26 protein-coding genes and 1 pseudogene are annotated in these 24,693 nt (G+C 64.3%); 21 read left to right on the forward strand and 6 right to left on the reverse strand.

The window, feature by feature from the left end; genetic code table 11:
• The first annotated feature begins 14 nt into the window (after positions 1-14).
• From BDOA9_RS20150 to BDOA9_RS20170, 6 genes and pseudogenes are all read left to right on the forward strand, one after another.
• Positions 15-1,679 (forward strand): acetolactate synthase large subunit, encoded by a 1,665-nt coding sequence (locus BDOA9_RS20150; protein WP_025035772.1) that lies wholly within the window; start codon positions 15-17, stop codon positions 1,677-1,679.
• Between the two features lie 208 nt (positions 1,680-1,887).
• On the forward strand, positions 1,888-2,235 hold the full coding sequence (locus BDOA9_RS20155; protein WP_025035773.1) for a Lin0512 family protein: 348 nt from the start codon (positions 1,888-1,890) through the stop codon (positions 2,233-2,235).
• Between the two features lie 4 nt (positions 2,236-2,239).
• Positions 2,240-2,932 carry a GNAT family N-acetyltransferase gene (locus BDOA9_RS20160; RefSeq protein ID WP_025035774.1) on the forward strand — a complete coding sequence of 231 codons (693 nt, stop codon included), beginning with the start codon at positions 2,240-2,242 and terminating at the stop codon, positions 2,930-2,932.
• A 58-nt stretch (positions 2,933-2,990) separates the two neighbouring features.
• Positions 2,991-3,131: pseudogene (locus BDOA9_RS40035) on the forward strand (penicillin-binding protein); the annotation flags it as partial.
• A gap of 94 nt (positions 3,132-3,225) precedes the next feature.
• The gene (locus tag BDOA9_RS20165; RefSeq protein ID WP_025035775.1) at positions 3,226-3,435 is read left to right on the forward strand and encodes a YgaP family membrane protein; all 210 of its coding nucleotides are present in this window, start codon (positions 3,226-3,228) and stop codon (positions 3,433-3,435) included.
• Positions 3,432-3,953 carry an RNA polymerase sigma factor gene (locus tag BDOA9_RS20170; protein ID WP_025035776.1) on the forward strand — a complete coding sequence of 174 codons (522 nt, stop codon included), beginning with the start codon at positions 3,432-3,434 and terminating at the stop codon, positions 3,951-3,953. Before BDOA9_RS20165 ends, BDOA9_RS20170 begins: the two co-directional genes overlap by 4 nt.
• A gap of 53 nt (positions 3,954-4,006) precedes the next feature.
• On the opposite strand, the gene BDOA9_RS20175 is transcribed toward BDOA9_RS20170, so the two are convergent.
• Positions 4,007-5,347: an RtcB family protein gene (locus BDOA9_RS20175; RefSeq protein WP_025035777.1), complete on the reverse strand. Its 1,341-nt coding sequence runs from the start codon at positions 5,345-5,347 to the stop codon at positions 4,007-4,009.
• Positions 5,348-5,457: 110 nt separating this feature from the next.
• Positions 5,458-6,783 carry a TROVE domain-containing protein gene (locus BDOA9_RS20180; RefSeq protein ID WP_025035778.1) on the reverse strand — a complete coding sequence of 442 codons (1,326 nt, stop codon included), beginning with the start codon at positions 6,781-6,783 and terminating at the stop codon, positions 5,458-5,460.
• Positions 6,784-7,955: 1,172 nt separating this feature from the next.
• Here BDOA9_RS20180 and BDOA9_RS20185 point away from each other — a divergent pair.
• Positions 7,956-8,627, forward strand: a complete 672-nt coding sequence (locus BDOA9_RS20185) for a DUF429 domain-containing protein (RefSeq protein ID WP_025035779.1) — start codon at positions 7,956-7,958, stop codon at positions 8,625-8,627.
• A 6-nt stretch (positions 8,628-8,633) separates the two neighbouring features.
• Here BDOA9_RS20185 and BDOA9_RS20190 read toward each other — a convergent pair whose 3' ends face one another.
• On the reverse strand, positions 8,634-8,837 hold the full coding sequence (locus BDOA9_RS20190) for a hypothetical protein (protein WP_025035780.1): 204 nt from the start codon (positions 8,835-8,837) through the stop codon (positions 8,634-8,636).
• Between the two features lie 391 nt (positions 8,838-9,228).
• On the opposite strand from BDOA9_RS20190, the gene BDOA9_RS20195 reads away from it, so the two are divergent.
• Complete coding sequence (locus BDOA9_RS20195; RefSeq protein WP_025035781.1) at positions 9,229-9,933, forward strand: glutathione S-transferase family protein; 705 nt, start codon at positions 9,229-9,231, stop codon at positions 9,931-9,933.
• A gap of 92 nt (positions 9,934-10,025) precedes the next feature.
• Here BDOA9_RS20195 and BDOA9_RS20200 read toward each other — a convergent pair whose 3' ends face one another.
• The gene (locus BDOA9_RS20200) at positions 10,026-10,397 is read right to left on the reverse strand and encodes a tRNA-binding protein (protein WP_025035782.1); all 372 of its coding nucleotides are present in this window, start codon (positions 10,395-10,397) and stop codon (positions 10,026-10,028) included.
• Between the two features lie 100 nt (positions 10,398-10,497).
• Here BDOA9_RS20200 and BDOA9_RS20205 point away from each other — a divergent pair, with 100 nt between their 5' ends.
• Positions 10,498-10,857 (forward strand): ArsC family reductase, encoded by a 360-nt coding sequence (locus BDOA9_RS20205; RefSeq protein ID WP_025035783.1) that lies wholly within the window; start codon positions 10,498-10,500, stop codon positions 10,855-10,857.
• Positions 10,858-10,860: 3 nt separating this feature from the next.
• Here the strand turns inward: BDOA9_RS20205 and BDOA9_RS20210 are convergent, their stop codons facing one another.
• Positions 10,861-11,508: a PAS domain-containing protein gene (locus tag BDOA9_RS20210; protein ID WP_025035784.1), complete on the reverse strand. Its 648-nt coding sequence runs from the start codon at positions 11,506-11,508 to the stop codon at positions 10,861-10,863.
• Positions 11,509-11,844: 336 nt separating this feature from the next.
• Here BDOA9_RS20210 and BDOA9_RS20215 point away from each other — a divergent pair, with 336 nt between their 5' ends.
• The 7 genes from BDOA9_RS20215 (at position 11,845) to BDOA9_RS20245 (ending at position 18,427) form a co-directional block, all read left to right on the forward strand.
• Positions 11,845-12,600: an ABC transporter ATP-binding protein gene (locus BDOA9_RS20215; RefSeq protein WP_025035785.1), complete on the forward strand. Its 756-nt coding sequence runs from the start codon at positions 11,845-11,847 to the stop codon at positions 12,598-12,600.
• On the forward strand, positions 12,593-13,339 hold the full coding sequence (locus BDOA9_RS20220; protein ID WP_025035786.1) for an ABC transporter ATP-binding protein: 747 nt from the start codon (positions 12,593-12,595) through the stop codon (positions 13,337-13,339). Before BDOA9_RS20215 ends, BDOA9_RS20220 begins: the two co-directional genes overlap by 8 nt.
• A gap of 55 nt (positions 13,340-13,394) precedes the next feature.
• Positions 13,395-14,615 (forward strand): ABC transporter substrate-binding protein, encoded by a 1,221-nt coding sequence (locus BDOA9_RS20225; protein WP_025035787.1) that lies wholly within the window; start codon positions 13,395-13,397, stop codon positions 14,613-14,615.
• A 73-nt stretch (positions 14,616-14,688) separates the two neighbouring features.
• On the forward strand, positions 14,689-15,552 hold the full coding sequence (locus tag BDOA9_RS20230; protein WP_025035788.1) for a branched-chain amino acid ABC transporter permease: 864 nt from the start codon (positions 14,689-14,691) through the stop codon (positions 15,550-15,552).
• Between the two features lie 2 nt (positions 15,553-15,554).
• Entirely contained in the window at positions 15,555-16,523 is a 969-nt protein-coding gene (locus tag BDOA9_RS20235; RefSeq protein ID WP_025035789.1) for a branched-chain amino acid ABC transporter permease, read from the forward strand.
• Positions 16,524-16,679: 156 nt separating this feature from the next.
• Positions 16,680-17,324 carry a DUF47 domain-containing protein gene (locus BDOA9_RS20240; protein WP_008551979.1) on the forward strand — a complete coding sequence of 215 codons (645 nt, stop codon included), beginning with the start codon at positions 16,680-16,682 and terminating at the stop codon, positions 17,322-17,324.
• A 98-nt stretch (positions 17,325-17,422) separates the two neighbouring features.
• A complete protein-coding gene (locus tag BDOA9_RS20245; protein ID WP_025035790.1) occupies positions 17,423-18,427 on the forward strand; it encodes an inorganic phosphate transporter in 1,005 nt (334 codons plus the stop codon).
• Here BDOA9_RS20245 and sugE read toward each other — a convergent pair.
• A complete protein-coding gene (gene sugE / locus BDOA9_RS20250) occupies positions 18,420-18,734 on the reverse strand; it encodes a quaternary ammonium compound efflux SMR transporter SugE (protein ID WP_025035791.1) in 315 nt (104 codons plus the stop codon). The genes BDOA9_RS20245 and sugE overlap by 8 nt on opposite strands.
• Positions 18,735-18,889: 155 nt before the next feature.
• Between sugE and BDOA9_RS20255 the strand changes: the two genes are divergently transcribed.
• The 5 genes from BDOA9_RS20255 to BDOA9_RS20275 all read left to right on the forward strand — a co-directional run bounded on the left by BDOA9_RS20255 (position 18,890) and on the right by BDOA9_RS20275 (position 24,577).
• Positions 18,890-20,512, forward strand: a complete 1,623-nt coding sequence (locus BDOA9_RS20255; RefSeq protein WP_025035792.1) for a peptide chain release factor 3 — start codon at positions 18,890-18,892, stop codon at positions 20,510-20,512.
• 47 nt (positions 20,513-20,559) lie between these two features.
• Positions 20,560-21,537, forward strand: a complete 978-nt coding sequence (locus BDOA9_RS20260; RefSeq protein WP_025035793.1) for an ABC transporter substrate-binding protein — start codon at positions 20,560-20,562, stop codon at positions 21,535-21,537.
• Between the two features lie 63 nt (positions 21,538-21,600).
• Positions 21,601-22,176 (forward strand): hypothetical protein, encoded by a 576-nt coding sequence (locus BDOA9_RS20265; protein WP_025035794.1) that lies wholly within the window; start codon positions 21,601-21,603, stop codon positions 22,174-22,176.
• A 70-nt stretch (positions 22,177-22,246) separates the two neighbouring features.
• Positions 22,247-22,831 carry an NnrU family protein gene (locus BDOA9_RS20270; RefSeq protein WP_025035795.1) on the forward strand — a complete coding sequence of 195 codons (585 nt, stop codon included), beginning with the start codon at positions 22,247-22,249 and terminating at the stop codon, positions 22,829-22,831.
• Positions 22,832-22,984: 153 nt separating this feature from the next.
• A complete protein-coding gene (locus BDOA9_RS20275) occupies positions 22,985-24,577 on the forward strand; it encodes a class I adenylate-forming enzyme family protein (protein ID WP_025035796.1) in 1,593 nt (530 codons plus the stop codon).
• Positions 24,578-24,693: the final 116 nt, after the last annotated feature.

A 24,693-nucleotide genomic window follows, 5' to 3' on the forward strand; every position in this document is an offset into this window, starting at 1 on the left:
AGTGGGAGGCGGCGTTGGGCGGGATGGATCGCAAAGCGAAGGGATCGGACCTGTTCGTCGCGGCCCTGGAGAATGAAGGTGTCGACCGCATCTTCGGCATTCCCGGCGAAGAGAATCTCGATCTGGTCGAATCGCTGCGCGCGTCCAGGATCGAACTGGTCCTGACCCGGCACGAGCAGGCTGCCGCCTTCATGGCCGCCACGCATGGGCGACTGACCGGCAAGCCCGGCGTCTGTCTGTCGACGCTTGGCCCCGGTGCTCTCAACCTGTCGACGGGCGCCGCCTATGCGCATCTCGGCGCGATGCCGATGATCCTGATCACCGGTCAAAAGCCGATCATGAGCAGCCGGCAGGCGCGCTTCCAGATCGTGGACGTGGTCGCGACCATGAAGCCGCTGACCAAGCTGTCGCGGCAGATCGTCAGCGCCTCGAGCATTCCGACCGTGGTGCGCGACGCCTTTCGCGTTGCGATGGAGGAGCGCCCCGGGCCGGTGCATCTCGAACTGCCCGAGGACATCGCCGGTGACGAGGTGTCTGACGTGCCGGTAATCCCCGTCCATCCGATCGAAATCCCGGTCGCCCATCGCGCCGCGCTCGACCGCGCCGCCGGGATGATCATGGCCGCAAGGCGTCCGCTGGTGATGATGGGCGCGGCGACCAGCCGGCCGCGGTCGACGCACGGCATCGCAAATTTCGTGCGGCGGACCGGCATTCCGTTCTTCACGACGCAGATGGGCAAGGGCACCGTGCCCGGCGGCACCAATCTCTACATGGGGACCGCCGCGCTGTCGGAACGCGACTATGTCCATGATGCGATCGATGCCGCCGATTTGATCATCGCAATCGGTCACGACCCGATCGAGAAGCCGCCTTTCATCATGGGCCCCAAGGGGCCGAAGGTCATTCACGTCAGTTACACACCGGCGAGCGTCGAGCAGGTCTATTTCCCCGATGCCGAGGTCGTCGGGGACGTCGGTCCGAGCCTGGAGCTGCTGGCGGACCGGCTCGAAGGCAAGCTGCCGCAAGCCACGGCGCTGCTGCCGCTGCGCGAAGGGATCCTGAAGCACATCGCCGACCGTGCCACCGAGGCGCGCTGGCCGCCGACGCCGCAGCGCATCGTGCACGACATCCGCCAGGTGATCCCCGAGAACGGCATCGTCGCGCTCGACAACGGCATGTACAAGATCTGGTTCGCGCGCAACTACCGCACCCGGCTCGCCAACACGCTGCTGCTCGACAATGCGCTGGCGACCATGGGCGCCGGCCTGCCGTCGGCGATGATGGCCGCGATGCTCCATCCCGACCGCCGCGTGCTTGCGGTTGCCGGCGACGGCGGCTTCATGATGAACAGCCAGGAGATGGAGACGGCGGTCCGCCTCAAGCTCAACCTGGTCGTGCTGGTGCTGGAGGACAACGCCTACGGCATGATCCGCTGGAAGCAGGCGGTGGATCATTTCGCTGATTACGGCATGACCTTTGGCAATCCGGATTTTGCACTGTACGCCAAGGCTTATGGCGCCAAGGGTCATCGCATAGAGCGCATCGACAGCTTTGTCCCGACGCTCGACGCTGCTTTCAGGGAGGGCGGCGTGCATCTGGTCTCGATCCCGATCGACTATTCGGAGAACGTGCGCGTGCTGGTGGACGAGCTGCGCGCGCACGAGAAGGCGAAGGCGTGATTGACGATGCGAGCTCTGTCCACACTCGTCATTGCGAGCGCAGCGAAGCAATCCAGAATCTTTCCGCGGTGGCAGTCTGGATTGCTTCGCTGCGCTCGCAATGACGGAGACTGTGGCGGAGATCCTCCATCGATCTGACAACTTTTCTCGCGTCGCCCGATCGCCGACACTCACAATCACTCGATCCAACCAACCACAGGAAAATGAAATGACCCGCATTCGTTGTGTCACCGAGATGGGCATGGGCGTCGACGTCCACGGCCGGGACGCCACCAAGGCGGCCACGCGCGCGGTCTCCGATGCCATCAGGCATTCGAGCCTCGGCTTCTTCCGGATGATCGGCAAGACCGCGAACGACATGTTCGTGGACGTCACGATCGGGGTGCCGAATCCTGAAGCCGTCGACAAGGAGGCTGTCGCCAAGGAGCTGCCTTACGGCACCGTGACCGTCACCGCGGTCAAGGGCGGGCTGGAGATCCCCTCGGCCACGGAAGTGGCCAACGATCCCATCCTGATTGCCAATGCCGCCGTCATCGTCAGCTTCGACAAGAACTAGGCCGATGTCTGCGAGCGATGAGGCGCTGCTGGATCGCCCGATCTGGAACGCGTTGACGACAAGCCAGAAGCATCTGGCCGAGGGCGGCCCGCGGGCTCTGCGCTATCCCGTCGACATGACGCCGTTTGCCGACATGGTCGACACGTCCGCGGCAAGTTTTGCGGCGCTCGGCGATCTCATGTCGGGCTCGCAAGTCGCGGTGCTGTTCACGCCCGAGCCGGTCGAAATTCCCGCCGGCTTCAAGGTGCTGCTCGCCGAGCCCGGCGAGCAGTTGATCGGCTCGCCCGCCGACACTTCGCTTCGTGATGCCGAGATCGTCCGCCTCGGCGCGACCGACGTTCCCGCCATGACAGCGCTGACCGAGCTGACCAAGCCCGGGCCGTTCGCGGCGCGGACGCACGAGCTCGGCACCTTCCTCGGCATCCGTGCTCGTGGCGAGCTGGTCGCCATGGCCGGCGAGCGGATGAAGCCCGGCAATTTCACCGAGATGACGGCGGTCTGCGTGCATCCCGATCATCGCGGTCGCGGCTATGCTCAGGCGTTGCTCGCCGCCATCGCGCGCCAGATCGAGACGCGCGGGGAAATACCGTTCCTGCACGTGTTCTCGAGCAATACGTCTGCGATTGCGCTGTACCAGCGGCAGGGCATGCGGATTCGGCGCCGCCTACAGGTCACCGTGCTGACGAAGCAGGGATGAGCCGCGCGGTGGGCTTCATATCCTGCGAAATCGCGCTATATCGATTGTAACCAGTGGGGGCGGCCTGGCCGGGACCCATTGGTGGACATGTCCGGAAGCCAATACGGCGGGCTCCCTGATGGCGCAGCGCTACGTGGGCTTCTGGAATCTGTTCTTCTTCGAGTTCAAGCGGCTGGCCTATCAGGCCGTCGGAGGCTGAGCGCAAAGAATCTTCTGTCCGCGCGAATCCTTTCTGGCCGTCGCGTCCTCTTGACGGTCGAGGCAATCGGTCTCGGCCCATATCGGAGGATGTGATGGGATTCTACAGAAAGAACATCGGCGGACTGCATCAGGCGGTGCGGGTCGTCCTGGGTATTGCAGTCGCGGCTGCGGCGTTTGTTTATCTGGCCGGCGCCCCGGCATGGCTGGTCGCGCTCGGTGGTGCCGGGTTCGCGCTGACCGGTCTCGTCGGCTATTGCCCGATGTGCGCGATGGCGGGCATCGGCAAGGGAGAGATGTCGTGAGCGCGGCGGCGATCTCGCCAAATCTGTTCGAGGCCGCGCGGCTCGGCGATGCCGAGGCGATCGCACGCCTGCTCGAGACGGCGCAGCCGGATATCCGTCGCTACGCGCGCGCGACCTGCCGCAGCTCGGCGGATGCCGAGGATGCGACGCAGGAAGCACTGTGGATCCTGTTCCGGCATGTCGGCACGATCCGCTCGCTGCTGGCATTTTCGGCCTGGTTGTTCAGCGTCGTCCGGCGCGAATGCCTGCGGCTCGCGCGCCGGTCCGGCCTTGTGCCGGCTGTCGATGACGGCGAGGCGGAGGCTGCCCTGCTGTTGCGCCCCGAGGCCGATCTGCGGCTCGACCTCGCCGCGGCCTTCGAGGCGCTGCCGCCGCACTATCGCGATGTCGCGCTGATGCGCGACGTCAAGGAGATGACGATCGATGAGATTGCCGCCGCGCTCGGCGCGACCAGGCAGACCGTGAAGGCGCGGCTGCATCGCGCCCGCGCGTTGATGCGCGAATATCTGACGAGATGAGGGAAGCATAGAGGATGCAGGCGAGAGGTTTGGCCTCTCGCCTGCAATTCGCGTCAGTCCTTCCACGGATCGAACTCGCCTTCGCCGGCCATGGCGACGGCGAACGGCCGCAGCGTGTGCAGTACGCGCACCGTGCCGGCGTGCTGCGCCAGCACGTCCGGCAGGCGGCGATAGGCCATCGGGCTCTCGTCGAGGTCGGCACCGATCAAGGTGACGCCGCGCTCGTTCAGCCAGCGGTCCATCTCGTCGCGCGAGAAGCGCCGCTTGGCCTCCCGTCGTCCGAACAGGCGGCCGGCGCCGTGCACGGTCGAGTAGAGCGAGGCCCTGGCTTCCGGGCTGTCGACGCCTTCGAGGATGACGGCGTCGTCGCCCATGGAGCCGCCGACGAAACCCTTCTGGCCGGGGAACGCCGGGGTCGCGCCCTTGCGCACCACCCACAAATCCTTGCCGTCGTGGGTCTCGCGCCAGGCATAATTGTGGTGGTTGTGCACGCTCTCGGTGACGCTGCCGCCGATGATCCGGCGGACGCGCTCGACGACCCACTCGCGGCCCGCATAGGCGTAACGCCCGGCGAGCTGCATCGCCGCGATGTAGCGGCGGCCGAGCTCGCTATCCTCGTCAACCACGGCGGGCGGGACGTTCATGCCGTCTTTGCCGCCGGCGGCCTTGAGGTAGCGCGTCGCGGAGGTGTGTCCGAGGCCGCGGCTTCCGAAATGGACGCCGATCCAGACGAAGCCTTCCTCGTCGCGCATGAGGTCGACATAGTGGTTGCCCGAGCCGACCGTGCCGAGCTGCTTCACCGCCTTCTGACGGTAGTCTTCCATGTCGCTTTCGCGCCAGGCGTCGCCGTCGTCGAACAGGTCGTGCTCGGCCCGCTCCGCGTTGGCACGTCCGACGCCGAACGAGATCACCTTGGCGACGTCGCGGATGATCGTGGGAGCGATCTCCGCAATGTCGTCGAAGCGGGTGTCGAGCCGCGCCGCCATGTTGCCGCAGCCGATGTCGAAGCCGACGCCGGAGATGCTGATCTGCTTCTCATAGGCGATGACGCCGCCGACCGGCTGGGCGTAGCCGAGATGGCCGTCGGCGCAGATCACGCCGGAGACGACGTTGCCGATCGCCATGCAATTGCGCATCTGCGCGATCGTCGCGTCCTCGTGCGGGCCGAACACCTTGAGCGGCGCATTCTGGAAGCGGGCGTCCTGCGTCCGGAACTCGGCGATCGAGCTCGCGGTCGCATTGGCCTCGCGGGCAAGATGCTCCTTGCGCGCGGCATCCTTGTACAGGCACCAGGCGGGCTGGCCGCGTCCTTCGCCGACGCGCGAGTCGGGATCGATACCGGCGGCGAGGCAGAGCTCGCGGGCGCGTTCCATGTAGGAATCGGGTCGTCGCATGGTCGCAGGTCCTTGTCATTCCGCGCGCATCATAGCGAGGCGGGCGGATCATTTCTGAGATTTTGCTGACCCCGGGCGCGGCTCGCGTCCGGGGCCGTTGTCGTTGCGCATCAGTTCAACGCCGTCTCGGACGCCGCGATCCACGCGACCACGGCCTCGGAGAAGCCGTTGACGCGGGTCCAGGCGACGTGACCGACCCCGTGCTGATACGAGGCCACGTTCACCATGGTGCCGTGCGCCCTGGGCTCGGGCACCTGGTCGTGGCTCTGCTCGTCGGTGAAGACGATCAGGCGGTCGCCCTTGCGGTCGATCTCCGTCACGGCCTTGCCGAGATACGTTCCGCCATGCGGCTGCGAGTTGATGATCGCGTCCCGAAGCGCGAAACCGCGGCGGGGCGGGACCTTCACGACCTCATTGGAGAAGGTGAAGATCTCGACCTCGTCGCAGATCTCGCGCGCGAGGATGGCAAGGCCACACGCCGCCTCCGCGCGCGTCATTTCCGACTGCGCGGAGAGCGTCGCGAACATCGATCCCGATACGTCGATCAGGAGCCGGGTGCGGCCCGGAAGCCGCACATGGTCCTTGATCGACTTGAGCATCGCAGCCTCGAGCTCGGGCTCGAAGTCCGGCGCGTAGCGCGCCGCCGTGATGAAGCGATAGGGCAGGATACGATCCGTCCGCATCGCCTCGATCGCGCCTGCGATGGTCTCGCGCGGGACCTGCGCGTTCTGCATCAGGCGCAGATTGCGCAGCAGTGCCAGGCCGCCGAGCTTCCGCTCGGCGATCAGCCGCTCGAAGGTCTCGCGCTTGTTCTTGCCGGCCGACAGCGAAACCTCCCAGGTGTCGGGGGAGGCGAGCTCGCCGTCGACGAGCTGCTTCCAGACCTTCTCCTGCTCGGCATCCTTCGGCTTGGCGTGCACCAGGAACAACACGTCCCTGATCCGCACCGCGCCGTCGCGGTCCCACTTGGCGAGCTGATAGGCGTCGAACTTGGTCAGCGCCCGGGCAAGACCCTTCTTCACCTGCGCCGAGACCGGCTGACGCTTGCGCTGCTGCATCGGCCCCAGCGCATCCGCCCAGTAGATCGCGAGCAGCTCCGTCATCTCGTCGGGGCGCTGGATCACCTTGTGAAGCGTGTCGGCGACGAGGGCGCGGTGCTTCTCGTTCCGCGCCATCTCGCGGATGACGAGCAGCGGCGCGTGCCGCAGCTTCATCACCTCGCGCGCCTCGATCGCAAGCTGCGCCACGCGCTGCGGCGCCACCTTGGGCACGAGGGCCTTGATGCGGTCGGCGATCGCAACGCCGTCCTCATAGAACTGGTCCTCCCACAGGAGGCAGTTCATCAGCGCCCGTTTCAGCTCCATCTCGGGCGTGAAGCGCCTTGCGCGCGCGCCCTCCCGCGTGAGGGCGCGAACGATCTTGTTGAGCCTGACCATGACGGCCTCCTCTTGGGTTGACGGGGACATGAAACGGGTGCCGGGGAACAGGCGAGGCTGCTCTGCCCACGAGGGGCTCCACATGCTCTACCGCTGAGCTACGGACTTTCGTCCGGAAGGAGTCGAACCTTCGACAGTGTGATTCACGAAGTAACAGCACTCTTCACCACCGGCGGTGGCTAATGGGACACGATCCGGGAACAGGCGATTGCTGTACCCAGCGAGCCGAAGCCGCCGGAAAGCGCTCTATCCACTGAGCTACCGGTGCATGGGACACCGGGCGGGATTCGAACCCGCGACCTCTCGCGTTGCAGGCGAAGTAACAGAAATCTTCACCACGGACCGTGATGGGGTTGGCGGGGAACGATCGATGCTGTTGCTGCCCTTGCGGGCGATCCGCCTTTCGGCGCGCAGGGTTCGAACCTGCTCGGCGCTTTCGCGCCTTCACCGCGAAGTAACAGACATCTTCACCACCGCCAGGGCCGGCGCTTTGACACCGGCCGTTGATGGGTACGCTGGGGAACGGACGATATCGCCTTGTTGGGATGGCAACCAAGTGTCCTTCCACCGCTGACGCGGCGCAGAGCGCGTAAGTCAGAGGCGAAATTCGAGCCCGCTCTTCCATCGTGTGAAGTATTCGATATCCTCACCACCAGCGTCGGTTGAGCCGCGATCTCTCACGGCAAACCGAGTTACAGAAATTCGATCGCGGCGCTGTCGACGCGCCGCACTTTGCGAACCCTGAAGGGTTCGCTCTGCCATCGGTGTCCGGCTCATCGCCTCGTTCCCTCCGGCAGGCCCCGCGCACTTGGGCACGCGCCTTCTCAGCGCGAGCCCCGGGATCCGGGTCTCCCGTTCCGGCCATTGCCGGGTTGTTCGGTTGGGCCGCGCGGCGGGCAACAAAAAACCCTCCGGAGCGGCAGGCTCGGGAGGGTCCGTGAGAAGCGGACTGTCGATCTTGCGGTCAGGCAAGATCGCTCCCATGAGCCGGGCATGCGCAATCGAATAGCTTGGGGCTATTCGGCATGCGGACAATTCTTTCGTAGCGGTACGACATCGCTCGGTTCATGGTGTCTGGCGCAAACGGAAGTGTCTGCGAGGGCGCGGGACATACGCCCGCAACTTGCGGATGTCAAGCGCGGCGGGGCGCGGAAAATGAAATTGACGGACGCATGGCTTGCAAAAACTATTTGGGGGTCGACGGATTTCGTTTCGGCTGGGTCGCCGCGTGGATCGACGAGCGTGGCGATCACGGCTTCGATTATTCACCTAGCCTGACGCGCCTGCTCGCGCTGCCGCACGCCCGTGCGATGATCGACATGCCGATCGGACTGGACCTGAGCGGTTATCGCGCTTGCGATTTGCGCGCACGTGAGCTGATCGGCCCTGCCGTGTTTCTCGGCGCGCGCCGCGACCTCTGGACATTTCCGGACATGGCGGCGGCCAATCGCCATTACTGGAAGCATGAAGGCAAGGGCAGGGGCGTGTCGGCGCAGCTCTGGAATATCAGGGACAAGATGAGGGAGGTTGATGAGGCCATGACGCCGGCGCGGCAGGCGACGATCGGCGAGGCGCATCCGGAATTGATCTTCTGGAATCTGGCAGGGCGCGTGCGGCTCGAGCCGAAGACCTCGCCGCGGGGTCGAGAGCAGCGTATCGCGTTGCTGAGAGAGCGCGGCTTCACCGAGGTCGAGAGATGGCTCAAGCTGCGCCACGGCACGGGCATCGGTCGCGACGATCTCATCGACGCCTGCGCGTGTGCCGTCGCAGCGCGCGACAGCGTGCAATCCGTTGGCGACGGCAGGACCGATCCGCGCGGACTGCGGATGGAGATCAACTTCTAAAGGCGATCAGCCCTCGACCTCGCCTTCGTGGTGACCGCGGATGTTGTGGCCGGGATGCGAGCGACCCTCGTGGTCCAGTCTCGTTGCTCGCGCTTCGTACTCGTCGGCCATCGTCCGCAACCGTTGTGCGGCTTTGCTGTGAGTGAGGTCCTTCGCGACGCGGCGACAGCGTTCGGCGTGGTCCAGCAGAGCGCGTTTCTCGATGTTCATCGAGCGACAACGCGCGAGGGGGCCATTGGTCCCTGCGCAAGCCGCCGGAACAGCACGATCGCTGCGCAGCGGCATCGGGAGAAAATAGCAATATTTCAGTGCCGCCTGGAACGTCGCGCCTGAGCCGACGTTCTAAGCCAGAGGCTGTCGAGGGACATAATACCATGTACGACGTGTGCCAATTGGCGACCGCGATTCTCGCGATCGCCTTTACGGCTCTGCTTTTGATCACGGGTCAACAGTTCATCGAGTCTCGGCTGCAGCACGGAGCAACGCCTCCGATCGTAGCGATGGCGACGCTGCCGCCCTGAGCACACAGCCGGAAGTGACTTGCACGGTATGGCATCTTGCCTAGATTGAGCGCGCGTCAGTCCATGCACCCAAGGTCCCGATGCCCGATCTGTCCGTCTTCCCCATCACCAGGCGTTGGCCCGCCAAGCATCCCGAACTGCTCCAGCTCTATTCGTTGCCGACGCCCAACGGCGTCAAAGTCTCGATCATGCTGGAGGAGATCGGGCTTCCTTACGAAGTCCATCTCGTCGATTTTGGCAAGGACGATCAGAAGACGGCCGAATTCCTCTCGCTCAATCCGAACGGCAAGATCCCGGCGATCCTCGATCCGAACGGCCCCGGCGGCAGGCCGCTGCCGCTGTTCGAATCCGGGGCGATCCTGCAATACCTCGCGGAGAAGACCGGCAAGCTGCTGCCGCAGGATGCCGCGCCGCGCTACCAGACGCTGCAATGGCTGCACTTCCAGATGGGCGGCGTCGGGCCGATGTTCGGCCAGGTCGGCTTCTTCCACAAATTCGCCGGCAAGGATTACGAGGACAAGCGGCCGCTGGAACGCTACGTGGGCGAGTCCAGGCGCCTGCTCGGCGTGATGGATGCGCATCTCGCCGGCCGGCAATGGTTCATGGACGACGACTACACCATCGCCGACATTTCCATGCTCGGCTGGGTGCGCAATCTCATCGGCTTCTACGGCGCCGGCGATCTCGTCGAATTCGCCCACTTCCAATCGGTCGGCGCCTGGCTCGAGCGCGGCCTTGCGCGTCCGGCCGTGCAGCGCGGGCTGAACATTCCGCAGCGGCCGTGAGCCATTCCTAGAGCATGATCCGGAAAAGTGCGTAGCGGTTTTCCGAAAAGATCATGCTCAAACAAAGACCTAAAGCGCGATCGCATCGCGCTTTAGAACAGCCGTCCGCCGTTCGGCACCGGCTTGCTCGGCTGCACCAGAACGACCTTGCCGTCGGCATCCGGGAAGCCGAGCGTCAGCACCTCGGAGACGACCGGGCCGATCTGGCGCGGCGGGAAGTTGACGACGGCCGCGACCTGTTGCCCGACGAGACTTTCGAGCGGGTGGTTTTCGGTGATCTGGGCCGAGCTCTTGCGCACGCCGATGGCGGGGCCGAAATCGATCCACAGCCGCCAGGCCGGCTTGCGCGCTTCCGGAAACGGCTTTGCGTCGACGATGGTGCCGACGCGGACATCGACCGCAAGGAAAGTGTCGAAGTCGATGCTCGGTGCGGGGGCCGCGGCGGGATCGTGAGTGACGTGCATGAGGTATCCGTCCGGAGAGTTGGCGCGTGTCGCAATATTGTCGCGCGAGCCGGAGTTTCGTACAACGCACATCATCGATACGCCATGCCCGAGGACTGTCTTGCCCACCATCATCTACGGCATCAAGAACTGCGACACCATGAAGAAGGCCCGCGCCTGGCTCGATGCCCATGGCGTGGCTTACGCGTTTCACGACTACAAGGCGGCGGGGGTGGAGAAGGACAGGCTCGAGCGTTGGAGCGGCAAGGTCGGTTGGGAGACCCTGCTCAATCGCGCCGGGACGACATTCAAGAAGCTGCCCGACTCCGACAAGGAAAGCCTCACCGAGAAGAAGGCGCTGGCCTTGATGCTAGCGCAACCATCGATGATCAAGCGGCCGGTGCTCGAAATCGGCAGCAAGCTGCTGGTCGGCTTCAAGCCGGATATCTATGCCAAGGAGGTCGGCGGCAAGGCGCGCTGACGGCTAGTTCAGCTCGATGATCTCGGTAGTGATGGCAGAGCCCGGCTGGCCCGAGAACTCGACCGGCTCGGCGGGTGCGATGCGGCCGGGGACGTGATGAAACAGCTCGCGATCGATCACGGCCCGCAGCTTCGGGCGCGGCAGCGCGTCATTTCCGCGCATCAGGTCCTTGATCTCGAATCCGCCGTCCTCGCAGAAGGTCTTTACCGACGCGATGACGTGGCTGACCCTGCCGTCGGTTTGGAACGGCAGCAGCAGCCGCTCATAGGCGACGATGCGGCCATAGATGTCGTCGACGTCGGCAACGCTGTAGACCGGAAGCCCGCGCGCGACGCATTCATGATAGATCGGCACCACGTAGGGCGCGAGCCGAGGTCCGACGTAATCAGCGAGCGAAACGCCCTTGCCGGTATGCCCATAGGCGCGCGAGACGCGCGTGCCTTCGCTCTGGATGACGAGACGCGGCGTCGGCGTCGAAAGCTCCACCGTATAGTAGATCAGATCCGACAGCTCCTCCTCGAGCCGCGCGGGCTGATACTCCCAGATCGCCGGAGCGATCTGCTGGCGCGCATAAAGTCGCAGCCACGTGTTGAGGAGATCGCGCTGCCGGATCGACTTGACGACGGAGGGAGCCGCGCTTGCAAAATCCAAACAATACTCTCCGCAGGTGAAAACCCGCGCATGATCGGGCACGTGGGGAAATTTTTGATGAAGGCTGGCGCGGGAAACGAAAGACCGTTAACGACGGCTTGATGGCCGGTGCCTTGCGAACCGGGTGGCCGGGCAGGCACATCGAACGTCTCCGACCAAGGGAGCATTTGCACCCCGGCCGGAGGCCTGACCTGCTCAGCTTTCCGCCTTGCCTAACCCCCGTCACCTCCGGCATATTCCGCGCCCGGAGGCGGCGCTCCGGTGGGCCGCAGGTCCTCCGGACAGCCGAAGCAACAAGCACAGCCACGCGCCGCGCGCGGGCAGGGGGAAAACTGTTTGGCCGATGAGTTCATTCTCGAAACGGAAGGCTTGACCAAGGAGTTCGCGGGCTTCTTCGCCGTCCGCGACGTTGCGCTCAAGGTTCGCCGTGGGAGCATTCATGCGTTGATCGGCCCGAACGGGGCCGGCAAGACGACCTGCTTCAATCTTTTGACCAAGTTCCTCAAGCCGTCGGCCGGGAAAATCCTGTACAAGGGACAGGACATCACGGCGATGGCGCCGGCGGATGTGGCCCGCATGGGTCTGGTCCGTTCGTTCCAGATTTCGGCGGTGTTTCCTCATCTTTCCGCGCTGGAAAACGTCCGTGTCGCGCTGCAGCGTCAGCATGGCTCCTCGTTCGATTTCTGGCGCTCCAAGTCGGTGCTCAACCGCTTCAACGATCGCGCCCGCGAGCTCTTGAACGACGTCGGCCTCAGCGAGTTCGCCAACACGCCGGCGGTCGAGATGCCCTATGGGCGCAAGCGCGCGCTCGAGATCGCGACCACGCTGGCGCTAGACCCGGAGATGATGCTGCTGGACGAGCCGATGGCCGGCATGGGCCACGAGGACATCGACAAGATCGCGGCGCTGATCAAGCGCATCTCCGCGAAATACACCATCCTGATGGTCGAGCATAACTTAAGCGTCGTGGCCAACCTCTCCGACATCATCACCGTGCTGACGCGCGGGCAGGTGCTCGCGCAGGGCCATTATTCCGAGCTCACCAAGGACGAGCGCGTCAAGGAAGCTTACCTGGGAGCCGGTCATGCCTGACACTGCGATCGCCGAGGCTCCGGCCAAGAGCGCGACCGGCGGGAATATCCTGCAAGTCCGCAACCTGGAAGCCTGGTATGGCGAGTCCCACATCCTGCACGGGATCAACTTCGACGTGAACGCAGGCGAGGTCGTCACCCTGCTCGGGCGCAACGGCGCCGGCAAGACGACCACGCTGAAGTCGATCATGGGCATCATCGGCAAGCGCACCGGCTCGGTGAAGTTCAACAACCAGGAGATCATCCGCGCGACCTCCGACAGGATCGCACGCATGGGCATCGCCTTCTGCCCGGAAGAGCGGGGCATATTCTCCAGCCTCGACGTCCGCGAGAATCTGATGCTGCCGCCGGTGATCCGCGAAGGCGGATTGTCGCTCGAGCAGATCTTCGAACTGTTCCCGAACCTGAAGGAGCGGCTGAACAGCCAGGGCACCAAGCTGTCCGGCGGCGAGCAGCAGATGCTGGCGATCGCGCGCATCCTGCGCACCGGCGCGAGCTTCCTGATGCTGGACGAGCCGACCGAGGGCCTTGCCCCCGTCATCATCCAGCAGATCGGCCACACCATTGCGCGGCTCAAGAAGGAAGGTTTCACGATCCTTTTGGTCGAGCAGAATTTCCGCTTCGCCTCCACCGTCGCCGACCGCTATTACGTGGTCGAGCACGGCAAGATCATTGACGGATTTTCCAATTCCGAGCTTGCCGCCAACATGGACAAGCTGCACACCTATCTCGGTGTGTAGCCGTGCAGGCCGGACGATCGAGAGCAACTATCAAAGGAATATTGGGAGGCTGATTATGAAGCACGGCATTTCGGCAATGTTGCTCGGGACGGCCCTGGCGCTCGGTGCGGCGGGCGGCGCGGTCGCGCAGGACAAGAACATCAAGATCGGCGTGCTGACCGACAATTCGGGACTTTATGCCGATCTCGGTGGCGCTGGCTCGACCGTCGCCGCACAGATGGCGATCGAGGATTCCGGGCTCGCAGCCAAGGGCTGGAAGCTCGACCTGATCTCCGCCGACCATCAGAACAAGCCCGACATCGGCTCCACGATTGCCCGGCAATGGATCGACGTCGAGAAGGTCGACATCTTCATGGATGTCCTCAACTCCGGCGTTGCGCTGGCGGTGAACAACATCGTCAAGGAGAAGAATTCCATCCTGATCAACACAGGCGCGGCGACGTCGGATCTCACCAACGCGCAATGCTCGCCGAACACGGTCCACTGGGTCTATGATACCTATATGCTGGCCAACAGCACCGGGCAGGCGCTGGTGAAGGCGGGCGGCGACACCTGGTATTTCCTCACCGCGGACTACGCCTTCGGTCATGCCCTCGAGCGCGACACCGCCGCGGTCGTGGTGAAGTCGGGCGGCAAGGTGATCGGCAACGTCAAGCATCCCCTGAATACTGCCGACTTCTCGTCCTTCCTGCTGCAGGCGCAGGCCTCCAAGGCCAAGATCATCGGCATGGCCAATGCCGGCGGCGACACCACCAACACCATCAAGCAGGCGGCCGAGTTCGGCATCGTCTCGGGCGGCCAGAAGCTTGCGGGCCTGCTGCTCTTCATCACCGACGTGCACTCGCTCGGTCTGAAGGTGGCGCAGGGGTTGAACTTCACCGAGACCTTCTATTGGGACATGAACGACGGCACGCGCGCGTTCTCCAAGCGCTTCTCCGAGCGCATGAAGAACAAGGCGATGCCCTCGATGGTGCAGGCCGGCGTCTACTCGGGTCTGCTGCACTATTTCAAGGCGCTGGAGGCGATGGGCGGCAACCCGCATGACGGGGCCAAGGTGGTCGCCAAGATGAAGGAGATGCCGACCGACGATCCGCTGTTCGGCAAGGGAACGATCCGTGCGGACGGTCGCAAGCTGCATCCGGCCTATCTCTTCGAGGTCAAGAAGCCCGAGGAATCCAAGGCGCCCTGGGACTATTACAAGCTGATCGGCACGACCCCCGGCGACCAGGCCTTCCGGCCGCTGTCGGAAAGCGCCTGTCCCCTGGTGAAGAAGTAACTGAACGATGCAGGCCGGTGCGCAACGGCGCCGGCCTGTTGTTGAGGAATAGAAGGGACCGGGTGCGGGATCGATGCAGGCTCTCTACGCTCAGCTACTGGTGGGACTGATCAACGGCTCGTTCTACGCGCTGCTCAGTCTCGGGCTTGCCGTCATCTTCGGCATGCTCAACATCATCAATTTCGCCCATGGCGCGCTCTACATGATGGGCGCCTTCGTCGCCTATTTCCTGTTGAACCTCGGCGGCATCAATTATTGGTGGGCGCTGCTGCTGGCGCCGATCATCGTCGGCATTTTCGGCATGATCCTGGAACGGACCATGCTGCAATGGCTGACCGGGCTCGATCATCTCTACGGCCTGCTCCTGACCTTCGGCATCGCGCTGATCGTGCAGGGCGTCTTCCAGAACTATTTCGGCTCATCCGGCCTGCCTTACGCGATTCCGGACCAGCTCAGGGGCGGCATGAATCTCGGCTTCATGTTCTTACCCGTCTACCGCGGCTGGGTCGTCGTGTTCTCGTTGGCGGTGTGCCTTGCGACCTGGTTCCTGATCGAGAAGACGCAGCTCGGCGCCTACCTGCGCGCCGCTACCGAAAACCCGACCCTGGTGCGGGCCTTCGGCATCAACGTGCCGCGCATGATCACACTCACTTACGGTCTGGGCGTCGGCCTTGCCGCGCTCGCCGGCGTGCTCTCCGCACCGATCAACCAGGTGCGCCCGCTGATGGGCGCCGACCTCATCATCGTCGTGTTCGCGGTGGTCGTGATCGGCGGCATGGGTTCGATCATGGGCTCCATCATCACCGGCTTTGCGCTCGGCGTGATCGAGGGGCTGACCAAGTATTTCTACCCCGAGGCGTCCAACACCGTTGTGTTCGTGCTGATGGTGCTGGTGCTCCTGGTGAAGCCGACGGGATTGACGGGAAGGGCGGCCTAAAGATGACAACCCTGACGGACGACACGCTCCCTGTGACCCAGCGCGCGATGCGCGACGAGATGATCGTATTCGTGCTGATGGCGCTGCTGCTCGCGGCGGTGCCGTTCACGGGCGTCTACCCGTTCTTCGTGATGCAGGCGCTGTGCTTTGCGCTGCTCGCCTGCGCCTTCAATCTGCTGATCGGCTATGGCGGCTTGCTGTCGTTCGGCCACGCGATGTTTCTGGGCACAGCCGGCTATTGCAGCGCGCATGCGCTGAAAGTGTGGGCGCTGCCGCCCGAGCTCGGCATTCTCGTTGGCATTGCTGCGGCTTTCGTGCTCTCGATCATCACCGGCTACATCTCGATCCGCCGCCAAGGCATCTATTTCTCGATGATCACGCTGGCGCTGTCGCAGCTCCTGTACTTCATCTATCTCCAGGCCCCGTTCACCCATGGCGAGGACGGCATTCAGGGCATCCCGCAGGGACGCATGTTCGGCCTGCTCGATCTGTCCAAGCCGACGGTGCTGTACTATGTCGTGCTGGTCGGCTTCCTCGCCGGCTTCCTGCTGATCTTCCGCATCATCAACTCGCCGTTCGGCGAGGTGCTGAAATCGATCCGCGAGAACGAGCAGCGCGCGATCTCGCTCGGCTACCGCACCGACCAGTACAAGTTCTTGGCCTTCGTCCTGTCGGGGACGCTCGCCGGCTTTGCCGGCGCGCTGAAAGTGTTCGTGGCGCAGAACGCTTCGCTCACCGACGTGCACTGGACGATGTCGGGCGAGGTCGTGCTGATGACCTTGGTCGGGGGGCTGGGCACCATTTTCGGTCCCGTGGTCGGCGCCTTCGTGATCATCGCCATGCAGCAATATCTGGCGGGCTTCGGCCAGTGGGTGACGGTGATCCAGGGCGCGATCTTCGTGGTCTGCGTGCTCACCTTCCGCCGCGGCGTCATCGGCGAAATCGCGCATTACTTCCGGCGGTCGCTTTAAGTGGCTGATATTGCATCAATTTCATTGATGCATGAAAGCGGTGGATGATCCGGCTCCGCGGGCGTGAGACGACACGCGCGCGGATCGAAAATGGTCTATGACAGTTTTGTGACAGCCCTCGCGGGCCCGACCATTTCCAACCGGTAGCCTATCCCCATGATGCGATGGTTTCGTGCGTTCCTGCCCAAGGAAGAACGGTTCTTCGACCTGTTCGATCGGCATGCCCAGACAGTGATCCAGGGCGCAATCGCGCTCCAGGGCATGCTCAACGGGGGCGAGGAGACGCCGGTCTATTGCCAGCGCGTCAACCAGTTCGAGAACGACGCCGATAACATCACCCGCGAGGTGCTGACGGCGGTGCGCCGCACCTTCATCACCCCGTTCGACCGCGGCGACATCAAGAACCTGATCACCTCGCTGGACGATGCAATCGACCAGATGCAGCAGACGGCCAAGGCCGTGATGCTGTTCGAGGTTCGCACATTCGAGCCGCCGATGCGCGAGATCGGCGGGCTCCTGATCGAATGCGCCAATCTGGTCGGACGCGCGCTGCCCTTGATGCAGTCGATCGGCCCGAACGTCGCCATGCTGACCGCGATCACCGAGGAGCTCGGCAAGCTGGAAGGCCGTGTCGACGACCTCCATGACATCGGCCTGAAGGAGCTGTTCCTCAAGCACCGCGACGGCAATGCGATGGATTTCATCGTCGGCGTCGAGATCTACGATCATCTGGAGAAGGTGGCCGACCGCTTCGATGACGTTGCGAACGAGATCAACAGCATCGTCATCGAGCAAGTGTAGCGCATGATCCGGAAAAGTGTGCAGCGGTTTTCCTTCGCGACAAACGTGGAACGCGTTTGCGCGAAGATCATGCGCAAGCTTTAGGGCAGGGCCTCGTCGTGGATGCCGCGTTGGGTCTTCCCATCCTGGTCGGCTTGATCGCCGTCGCGCTGCTGTTCGATTTCCTGAACGGCCTGCATGACGCCGCCAATTCGATCGCGACCATCGTCTCGACCCGCGTGCTGCGGCCGCAATTCGCGGTGTTCTGGGCCGCCTTCTTCAATTTCATCGCCTTCCTGGTGTTCGGGCTGCACGTCGCCCAGACCATCGGCACCGGCATCATCGATCCCGCGGTCGTCGACGCCCAGGTGATCTTCGCAGCGCTCGTTGGCGCCATCGTCTGGAACCTCGTGACCTGGGGGCTCGGCATTCCGTCCTCGTCCTCGCACGCGCTGATCGGCGGGCTCGTCGGCGGCGGCATGGCCAAGGCGGGAATCTCGGCCGCGGTGTGGAGCGGCCTGTCCAAGACCGTGCTGGCGATCGTGCTGTCGCCCCTGGTCGGCTTCCTGCTCGCCATGTTGCTGGTGGCGATCGTGTCCTGGGCCTCGGTGCGCTCGACGCCGTTCGCGGTCGACCGCGCCTTCCGCATCCTGCAATTCGCCTCCGCCTCGCTCTATTCGCTCGGCCATGGCGGCAACGACGCGCAGAAGACCATGGGCATCATCGCGGTGCTGCTCTATTCGCAGGGCCATCTCGGCAGCGAGTTCTCGGTGCCGTTCTGGGTGGTGCTGTCCTGCCAGGCGGCGATGGCGCTGGGCACGCTGATGGGCGGCTGGCGCATCGTCCGCACCATGGGCCTGCGCATCACGAAATTGACGCCGATGCAGGGCTTTTGCGCCGAGACGGGGGGAGCTGCGACGCTGTTCATGGCGACCTATCTCGGGGTTCCCGTCTCGACCACCCACACCATCACCGGCGCCATCGTCGGCGTCGGCGCCGCCCGCCGCGTCTCGGCGGTGCGCTGGAACGTCGCCAGCTCCATCGTCTATGCCTGGGTGATCACGATCCCGGCCTCGGCCATCGTCGCCGCGCTGACTTGGTGGGTGGTCCAGCTCGTCAGGTGACGAGCTTCAGCCCGATGATGCCGGCGACGATCAGGCCGATGCTGGCAAGCCGGAAGGCCGTGGCCGGCTCGCCGAACAGGACCATGCCGAGCGTCGCGGTGCCGACCGCGCCGATGCCGGTCCAGACCGCATAGGCGGTTCCGACGGGCAGGGATTTGAGCGCAAGCCCGAGCAGGATGACGCTGCCGGCCATGGCCGCAAGCGTGACCGCGGACGGAACAAGCTTGCTGAAACCCTCGGTGTATTTCAGGCCGATCGCCCAGGTGATCTCGAGAAGACCGGCGACGAACAGGATGCTCCAGGCCATGACGACCCTCCATTCAAGGCAGGGTCGTCCCCGCTGAAGTGCTGAGAAACGGGAAGGTCGTCCCTCCCGAAGGCCGATATGGGGCTGGCCGGAAGGCCCTGCAATCACCAAATGAGGCTTGATCAGGCCCGTTTTCCCTGCCACACGCTCCCGCCATGTCCGACATCGCCACCACCACAGCCGAATCGCCGGCCCGTTCTCCGCTTGCCGCTGAGGTGGCGCGGCGGCGGACCTTTGCGATCATCTCCCATCCCGACGCCGGCAAGACCACGCTGACCGAAAAGCTGCTGCTGTTCGGCGGCGCCATCAATCTCGCCGGCCAGGTCAAGGCCAAGGGCGAGCGGCGCAACACCCGTTCCGACTGGATGAAGATCGAGCGCGAGCGCGGCATCTCGGTCGTGACCTCGGTGATGACCTTCGAATTCGAAGGCCTCGTCTTCAACCTGCTGGACACGCCGGGCCACGAGGACTTTTCGGAAGACACCTATCGCACGCTGACGGCAGTCGATTCCGCCGTGATGGTGATCGACGCCGCCAAGGGCATCGAGGCGCGCACCCGCAAGCTGTTCGAGGTGTGCCGCCTGCGCGACATCCCGATCATCACCTTCATCAACAAGATGGACCGCGAGAGCCGCGACGTGTTCGAGCTGCTCGACGAGATCGAGAAGACGCTGGCGCTCGACACCACGCCGATGACCTGGCCGGTCGGCCGCGGCCGCGATTTCCTCGGCACCTATGACGTCGTCAATGGCGGCGTGCGCCTGCTCGAAGGCGGCGGCGCCAAGACCGGCGCGGCGCAGCAGATCGCGATCGAGGAGCTGGCCAAGCTCAACGCCAATCTCGACGTCTCCGCCGTGAAGGACGAGCTCGAGCTGGTCACCGAGGCCTCGAAGCCGTTCGAGCTCGAAGCCTTCCGCGAAGGCCATCTGACGCCGGTCTATTTCGGCAGCGCGCTGCGCAATTTCGGCGTCGGCGACCTCCTGGAGGGCCTCGGCAAGTTCGCTCCCGAGCCGCGCGCGCAGGACAGCGACCAGCGCAAGGTCGAGGCCACCGATCCCCGCATGAGCGCCTTCGTGTTCAAGATCCAGGCCAACATGGATCCGAACCACCGCGACCGCATCGCGTTCGCGCGGCTCTGCTCCGGCAAGCTCAGCCGCGGCATGAAGGCCAAGCTCGTGCGCACCGGCAAGAGCATGCCGCTGTCGAGCCCGCAATTCTTCTTCGCGCAGGACCGCTCGGTTGCGGACGAGGCCTTCGCCGGCGACGTCGTCGGCATCCCCAACCACGGCACGCTGCGCATCGGCGACACGCTGACCGAGGGCGAGGATTTCAACTTCGTCGGCGTGCCGAGCTTTGCGCCCGAAATCGTCCGCCGCGTGCGGCTCACCGACGCGATGAAGGCGAAGAAGCTGAAGGAAGCGCTGCAGCAGATGTCGGAAGAGGGCGTCGTGCAGGTGTTCCGCCCGCGCGACGGCGCCCCGGCACTGGTCGGCGTGGTCGGCGCGCTGCAGCTCGACGTGCTCAAGGCGCGGCTGGAGGCGGAATATTCGCTGCCGGTCGAGTTCGAAATCAGCGAGTTCCAGCTGGCGCGCTGGGTGTCTTCGGAGGACCGCAAGAAGCTCGACACCTTCATCGCCGCCAACACCTCCAGCATCGCCGACGACGTCGACGGCGATCCCGTGTATCTGGCGCGGAACGAGTTCTATCTCGGCTACACCAGGGAGCGCGCCGAGGGCATCGAGTTCAGCAACGTCAAGGACGTCAAGAAAAAGGGGTAATGTTTCCCAGACCTTTTCCGTGATGCAGGACAGTGAGGTCGACGGTCATGAGGCGGCGCGAATTCATCATGCTCGCTGCAGGCGCGGCGGCCTATCCGCTGAGCGCATCCGCGCAGGGGAATGTACGGCGGATCGGTGTGTTGGCGGGAGGCAGGGCCGGCGATCCGGAGAGTCAGGCCAGCTACCAGAAAGTGATACAGCGTCTGGGTGAGCTTGGTTGGGAACAGGGACGCAACATCCATATCGAGTATCGCTGGTGGGGCGGCGATCGGAATCTCGCCGATACTCTGGCGGCTGAGCTCGTGGAGTCGCGGCCGGATGTGCTTCTGGCAATCAGCACTCCGTCCGTGGACGCCTTGAAGCGACGCGCGCCGAGCTTGCCGATCATCTTCACGGTCGTTGCCGATCCGGTGGGTGCCGGCTTCGTTCAAGGTCTGGGAAAGCCGGGCGGAAATATCACGGGCTTCACGACTTTCGAGCCTGAAATGGCCGGCAAGTGGCTGCAACTGCTCAAGCAGGCGGCCCCTGCGATACGAAGGGTTGCCGCAGTCTTCAATCCGCGGACGGCGCCCATGATCTTGATGCCGTCCGTGGAGGCGGCCATTCCGGCCGTCAAGCTCCAGCTCGTTCCGGCGCCGGCGCACGACGCGGCCGAGCTCGAACAGGCGATCTCCCGCTTTGCAGCGGAGCCAGACGGCGGGCTGCTGATCTTTCCCGATGCATTTCCGATCGTTCACCGGAGATTGATTCTGGATTTGGCCGCCGCCCACCGTCTGCCGGCGATGTATCCATTCCCGTTCTTCGTCACCGACGGCGGGCTGATGTCGTACGGAGTCTCGATTTCGCACCTTGCCGGACGCTCGGCGGACTATGTCGACCGCGTCTTGAGAGGAGCGCGTCCCGCAGACCTGCCAGTCCAGCAGCCGAATGAATTCCAGTTCCTGCTCAATCTCAAGACAGCAAATGCGTTGGGACTGAGTTTACCGCCCACGCTGGTGGCGCAAGCGGATCAGATTGTCGAGTGAAGCCAGCCTTGAACCTTTCATAACCGTCGCCACCTGTTGCAAATGCCATTGCGGTCCCGGCACATGTGGCGCTGCATTCTTGCTCTTACCTTGCTGGCATCGACGATCGCCGTCGATGCGCGGCCGCGCCAGATCAACCCGATTCCGTTCGCGCACGAGCCTTGCAGCGTGCTCGACGGCGAGCCCTGCACGCCCTCCTATTGCAGCCCGCTCGAGCCCGGCCCCTGCATTCCCGAGATGGATTACCCTTATGGCCAGAACCTCCAGCTCACGATCGAGAGCGTGCCTGCCGAGGCCGACCGCGGCAAATACCGGAGGCCCGATCACGATCTCGACACGATCGGCGACCTCTTTGCCGCGCTGCGCAGCTGCTGGTCGCCGCCATCGGACCATGCGCGCGCAGGCATGCAGATGTCGGTGCGCTTCAGCTTCAACAAGACCGGCGGCCTGATCGGCCCGCCGCGCCTGACCTTCGCGACCGCGGGTGTGCCGGCAGATATCCGAACCACCTATCTCAACGCGATCAATGCATCGCTGAAGGCCTGCCTGCCGTTGAAATTTACCAGCGGTCTCGGCGGGGCATTGGCCGGGCGACCCATTGCCATCCGTTATGTCGACAATCGGGAGCTCGGCAAATAGCGCGCGAGTTGCGAGCGGCAGCCAATCGATGATACCTCAGGGGCGGGGGTTGCTTTGCGGGGAGGATGTCGTGGGTCTGCTGGTCATGATCCTGGGGCTGGTGCTGTTTTTTGCGGCCCATGTTTTCACAACAAAACGAGAGGCGCGCGCGCAGGCGATCGCGAAGTTCGGCGAGGGGACCTACAAGATCCTCTATTCGGCGGTCTCGCTGGCGGGCCTCGCGCTGATCGTCTGGGGCTATGCCCATTACCGCAGCTCCGGCTGGATCGACGTCTGGTATCCGCCGAAAGCGATGAAGCACATCACGCTGGCCTTGATGCTGCCTGCAGTCATCCTCGTGGTGGCGTCCTACATGCGTGGCCGCATCTATGCGACGCTGAAGCATCCGATGCTGGCCGGCATCAAGCTGTGGGCGGCGGCGCATCTTTTGGCCAATGGCGATCTCGGCTCCATCATCCTGTTTGGCTCGTTCCTTGGCTGGGCGGTGTTTGACCGCATCTCGCTCAAAGCTCGCACCGACGCCGGTGGCCCGCCGATTCCGGTCGGCGGCGTCAGCAACGACCTGATCGCGGTCGCGGTCGGCGTGGTCGCCTATCTGGCCCTTGCGTTCGCGTTCCATCCGGTGGTGATCGGCGTGCCCGTGATCGGGGTCTAGCGCATGATCCGGACCCGAACAGCCCCAGCGCAAAGTGTGCAGCGGTTTTCCGATAAGATCATGCGCAAGAATAAAGTCAGCCGGTCAGCGCAAGACGAAACCCAGATGTCCATGCGGGGAAGATAACAAGAACAACAAGCCGAGGGCATCCCGATGGACTGGTCGCAATCTCAGATCCCGCCGATGCGGCTCGAGGCGCGCTTTGGCGATCGGGTGGTGCCGGCATTTTCGGAACGGCCGGCGAGCCTCTGGGCGATGATCGCGGCGGCGCGCGAGCATAATGCCGATGGCGAGGCGTTGATCTGCGGCAACGTCCGCCTGAGCTGGCGGCAAGCGCTGGAGCAGGCCGCGCGGATCGCGGCCGGGTTTCGCAAGCTTGGATTACAGCGCGGCGATCGCCTCGCCATCCTGCTCGGCAACCGCATCGAATTTCCGCTGCTGCTGTTCGCCGCCGCGCATGAGGGGCTGGTCACCGTGCTGCTCAGCACGCGCCAGCAGAAGACGGAGATCGCCTATGTGCTCGCCGATTGCGGCGCGAAGATCCTGATTCACGAGGCCGCGCTCGCCGAGCGGCTGCCCGACGCAAAGGACGTGCCCGATGTGATCCATCGCATCGCCGTCGATGACGATCCCGCCCGATCGTGCTTGTCTTCGCTCGCCGAAAATGCTCCGGCATCGGCACCGGTCGAGGTGAGCGAGGAGGACACCGCGATGATCCTCTACACCTCCGGCACCACGGGCAAGCCGAAGGGCGCGATGCTGGCCCATTGCAACATCGTGCATTCCTCGATGGTGTTCGCGTCCTGCCTGCAATTGACGGGGGCCGATCGCTCGATCGCGGCGGTGCCGCTCGGCCATGTCACCGGCGTCGTCGCCAACATCACCACCATGATCCGCTGCGGCGGGACGCTGATCATCATGCCGGAGTTCAAGGCCGCCGATTACCTCAAGCTCGCCGCGCGCGAGCGCGTCACCTACACGGTGATGGTGCCGGCGATGTACAATCTCTGCCTGCTCCAGCCCGATTTCGACGTCTATGATCTGTCGAGCTGGCGCATCGGCGGCTTCGGCGGCGCGCCGATGCCGGTCGCTACCATCGAGAAGCTCAAGGCGAAGATTCCGGGCCTGAAGCTGATGAACTGCTACGGCGCGACCGAGACGACCTCGCCCTCGACGATCATGCCGGGCGAGCTGACCGAGAGCCATATCGACAGCGTCGGCCTGCCGTGCCCGGGCGCGCGCATCGTCGCAATAGATTCGGACGGGCGCGAGCTGCCGCCCGGCGAGATCGGCGAGCTCTGGATCCAGAGCGCTTCCGTCATCAAGGGTTACTGGAATAATCCGAAGGCCACCGCCGAAAGCTTCACCGGCGGATTCTGGCACTCCGGCGACCTCGGCTCTGTCGATGCGGACGGGTTCGTGCGCGTGTTCGACCGGCAGAAGGACATGATCAACCGCGGTGGCCTGAAGATCTATTCGGCCGAGGTCGAATCCGTGCTGGCCGGTCATCCCGCCGTGGTCGAGAGCGCGATCATCGCCAAGGCCTGCCCGGTGCTGGGCGAGCGCGTCCATGCCGTGGTGGTGACGCGACAGCCGGTCGCCGATGCGGATCTGCGCGCCTGGTGCGCCGAGCGCCTGTCCGACTACAAGGTTCCCGAAACCATGGCGATCACGGCAGACCCGCTGCCGCGCAACGCCAACGGCAAGGTGCTGAAGCGGCAGCTGCGGGAACTGCTCGGAGTTTGAGCCGGGCAGGGGCATCCGGGCTGTCCCGGGTGGTTAACGCCTTGATCGGGCTCGCTTTGCCTTGCCACCGCCATATCGTTAGGCTACCTCGCCGCCACACGGGGACGGGATTCCTG

This window comes from Bradyrhizobium sp. DOA9, assembly GCF_000617845.2.
Lineage (GTDB): Bacteria > Pseudomonadota > Alphaproteobacteria > Rhizobiales > Xanthobacteraceae > Bradyrhizobium.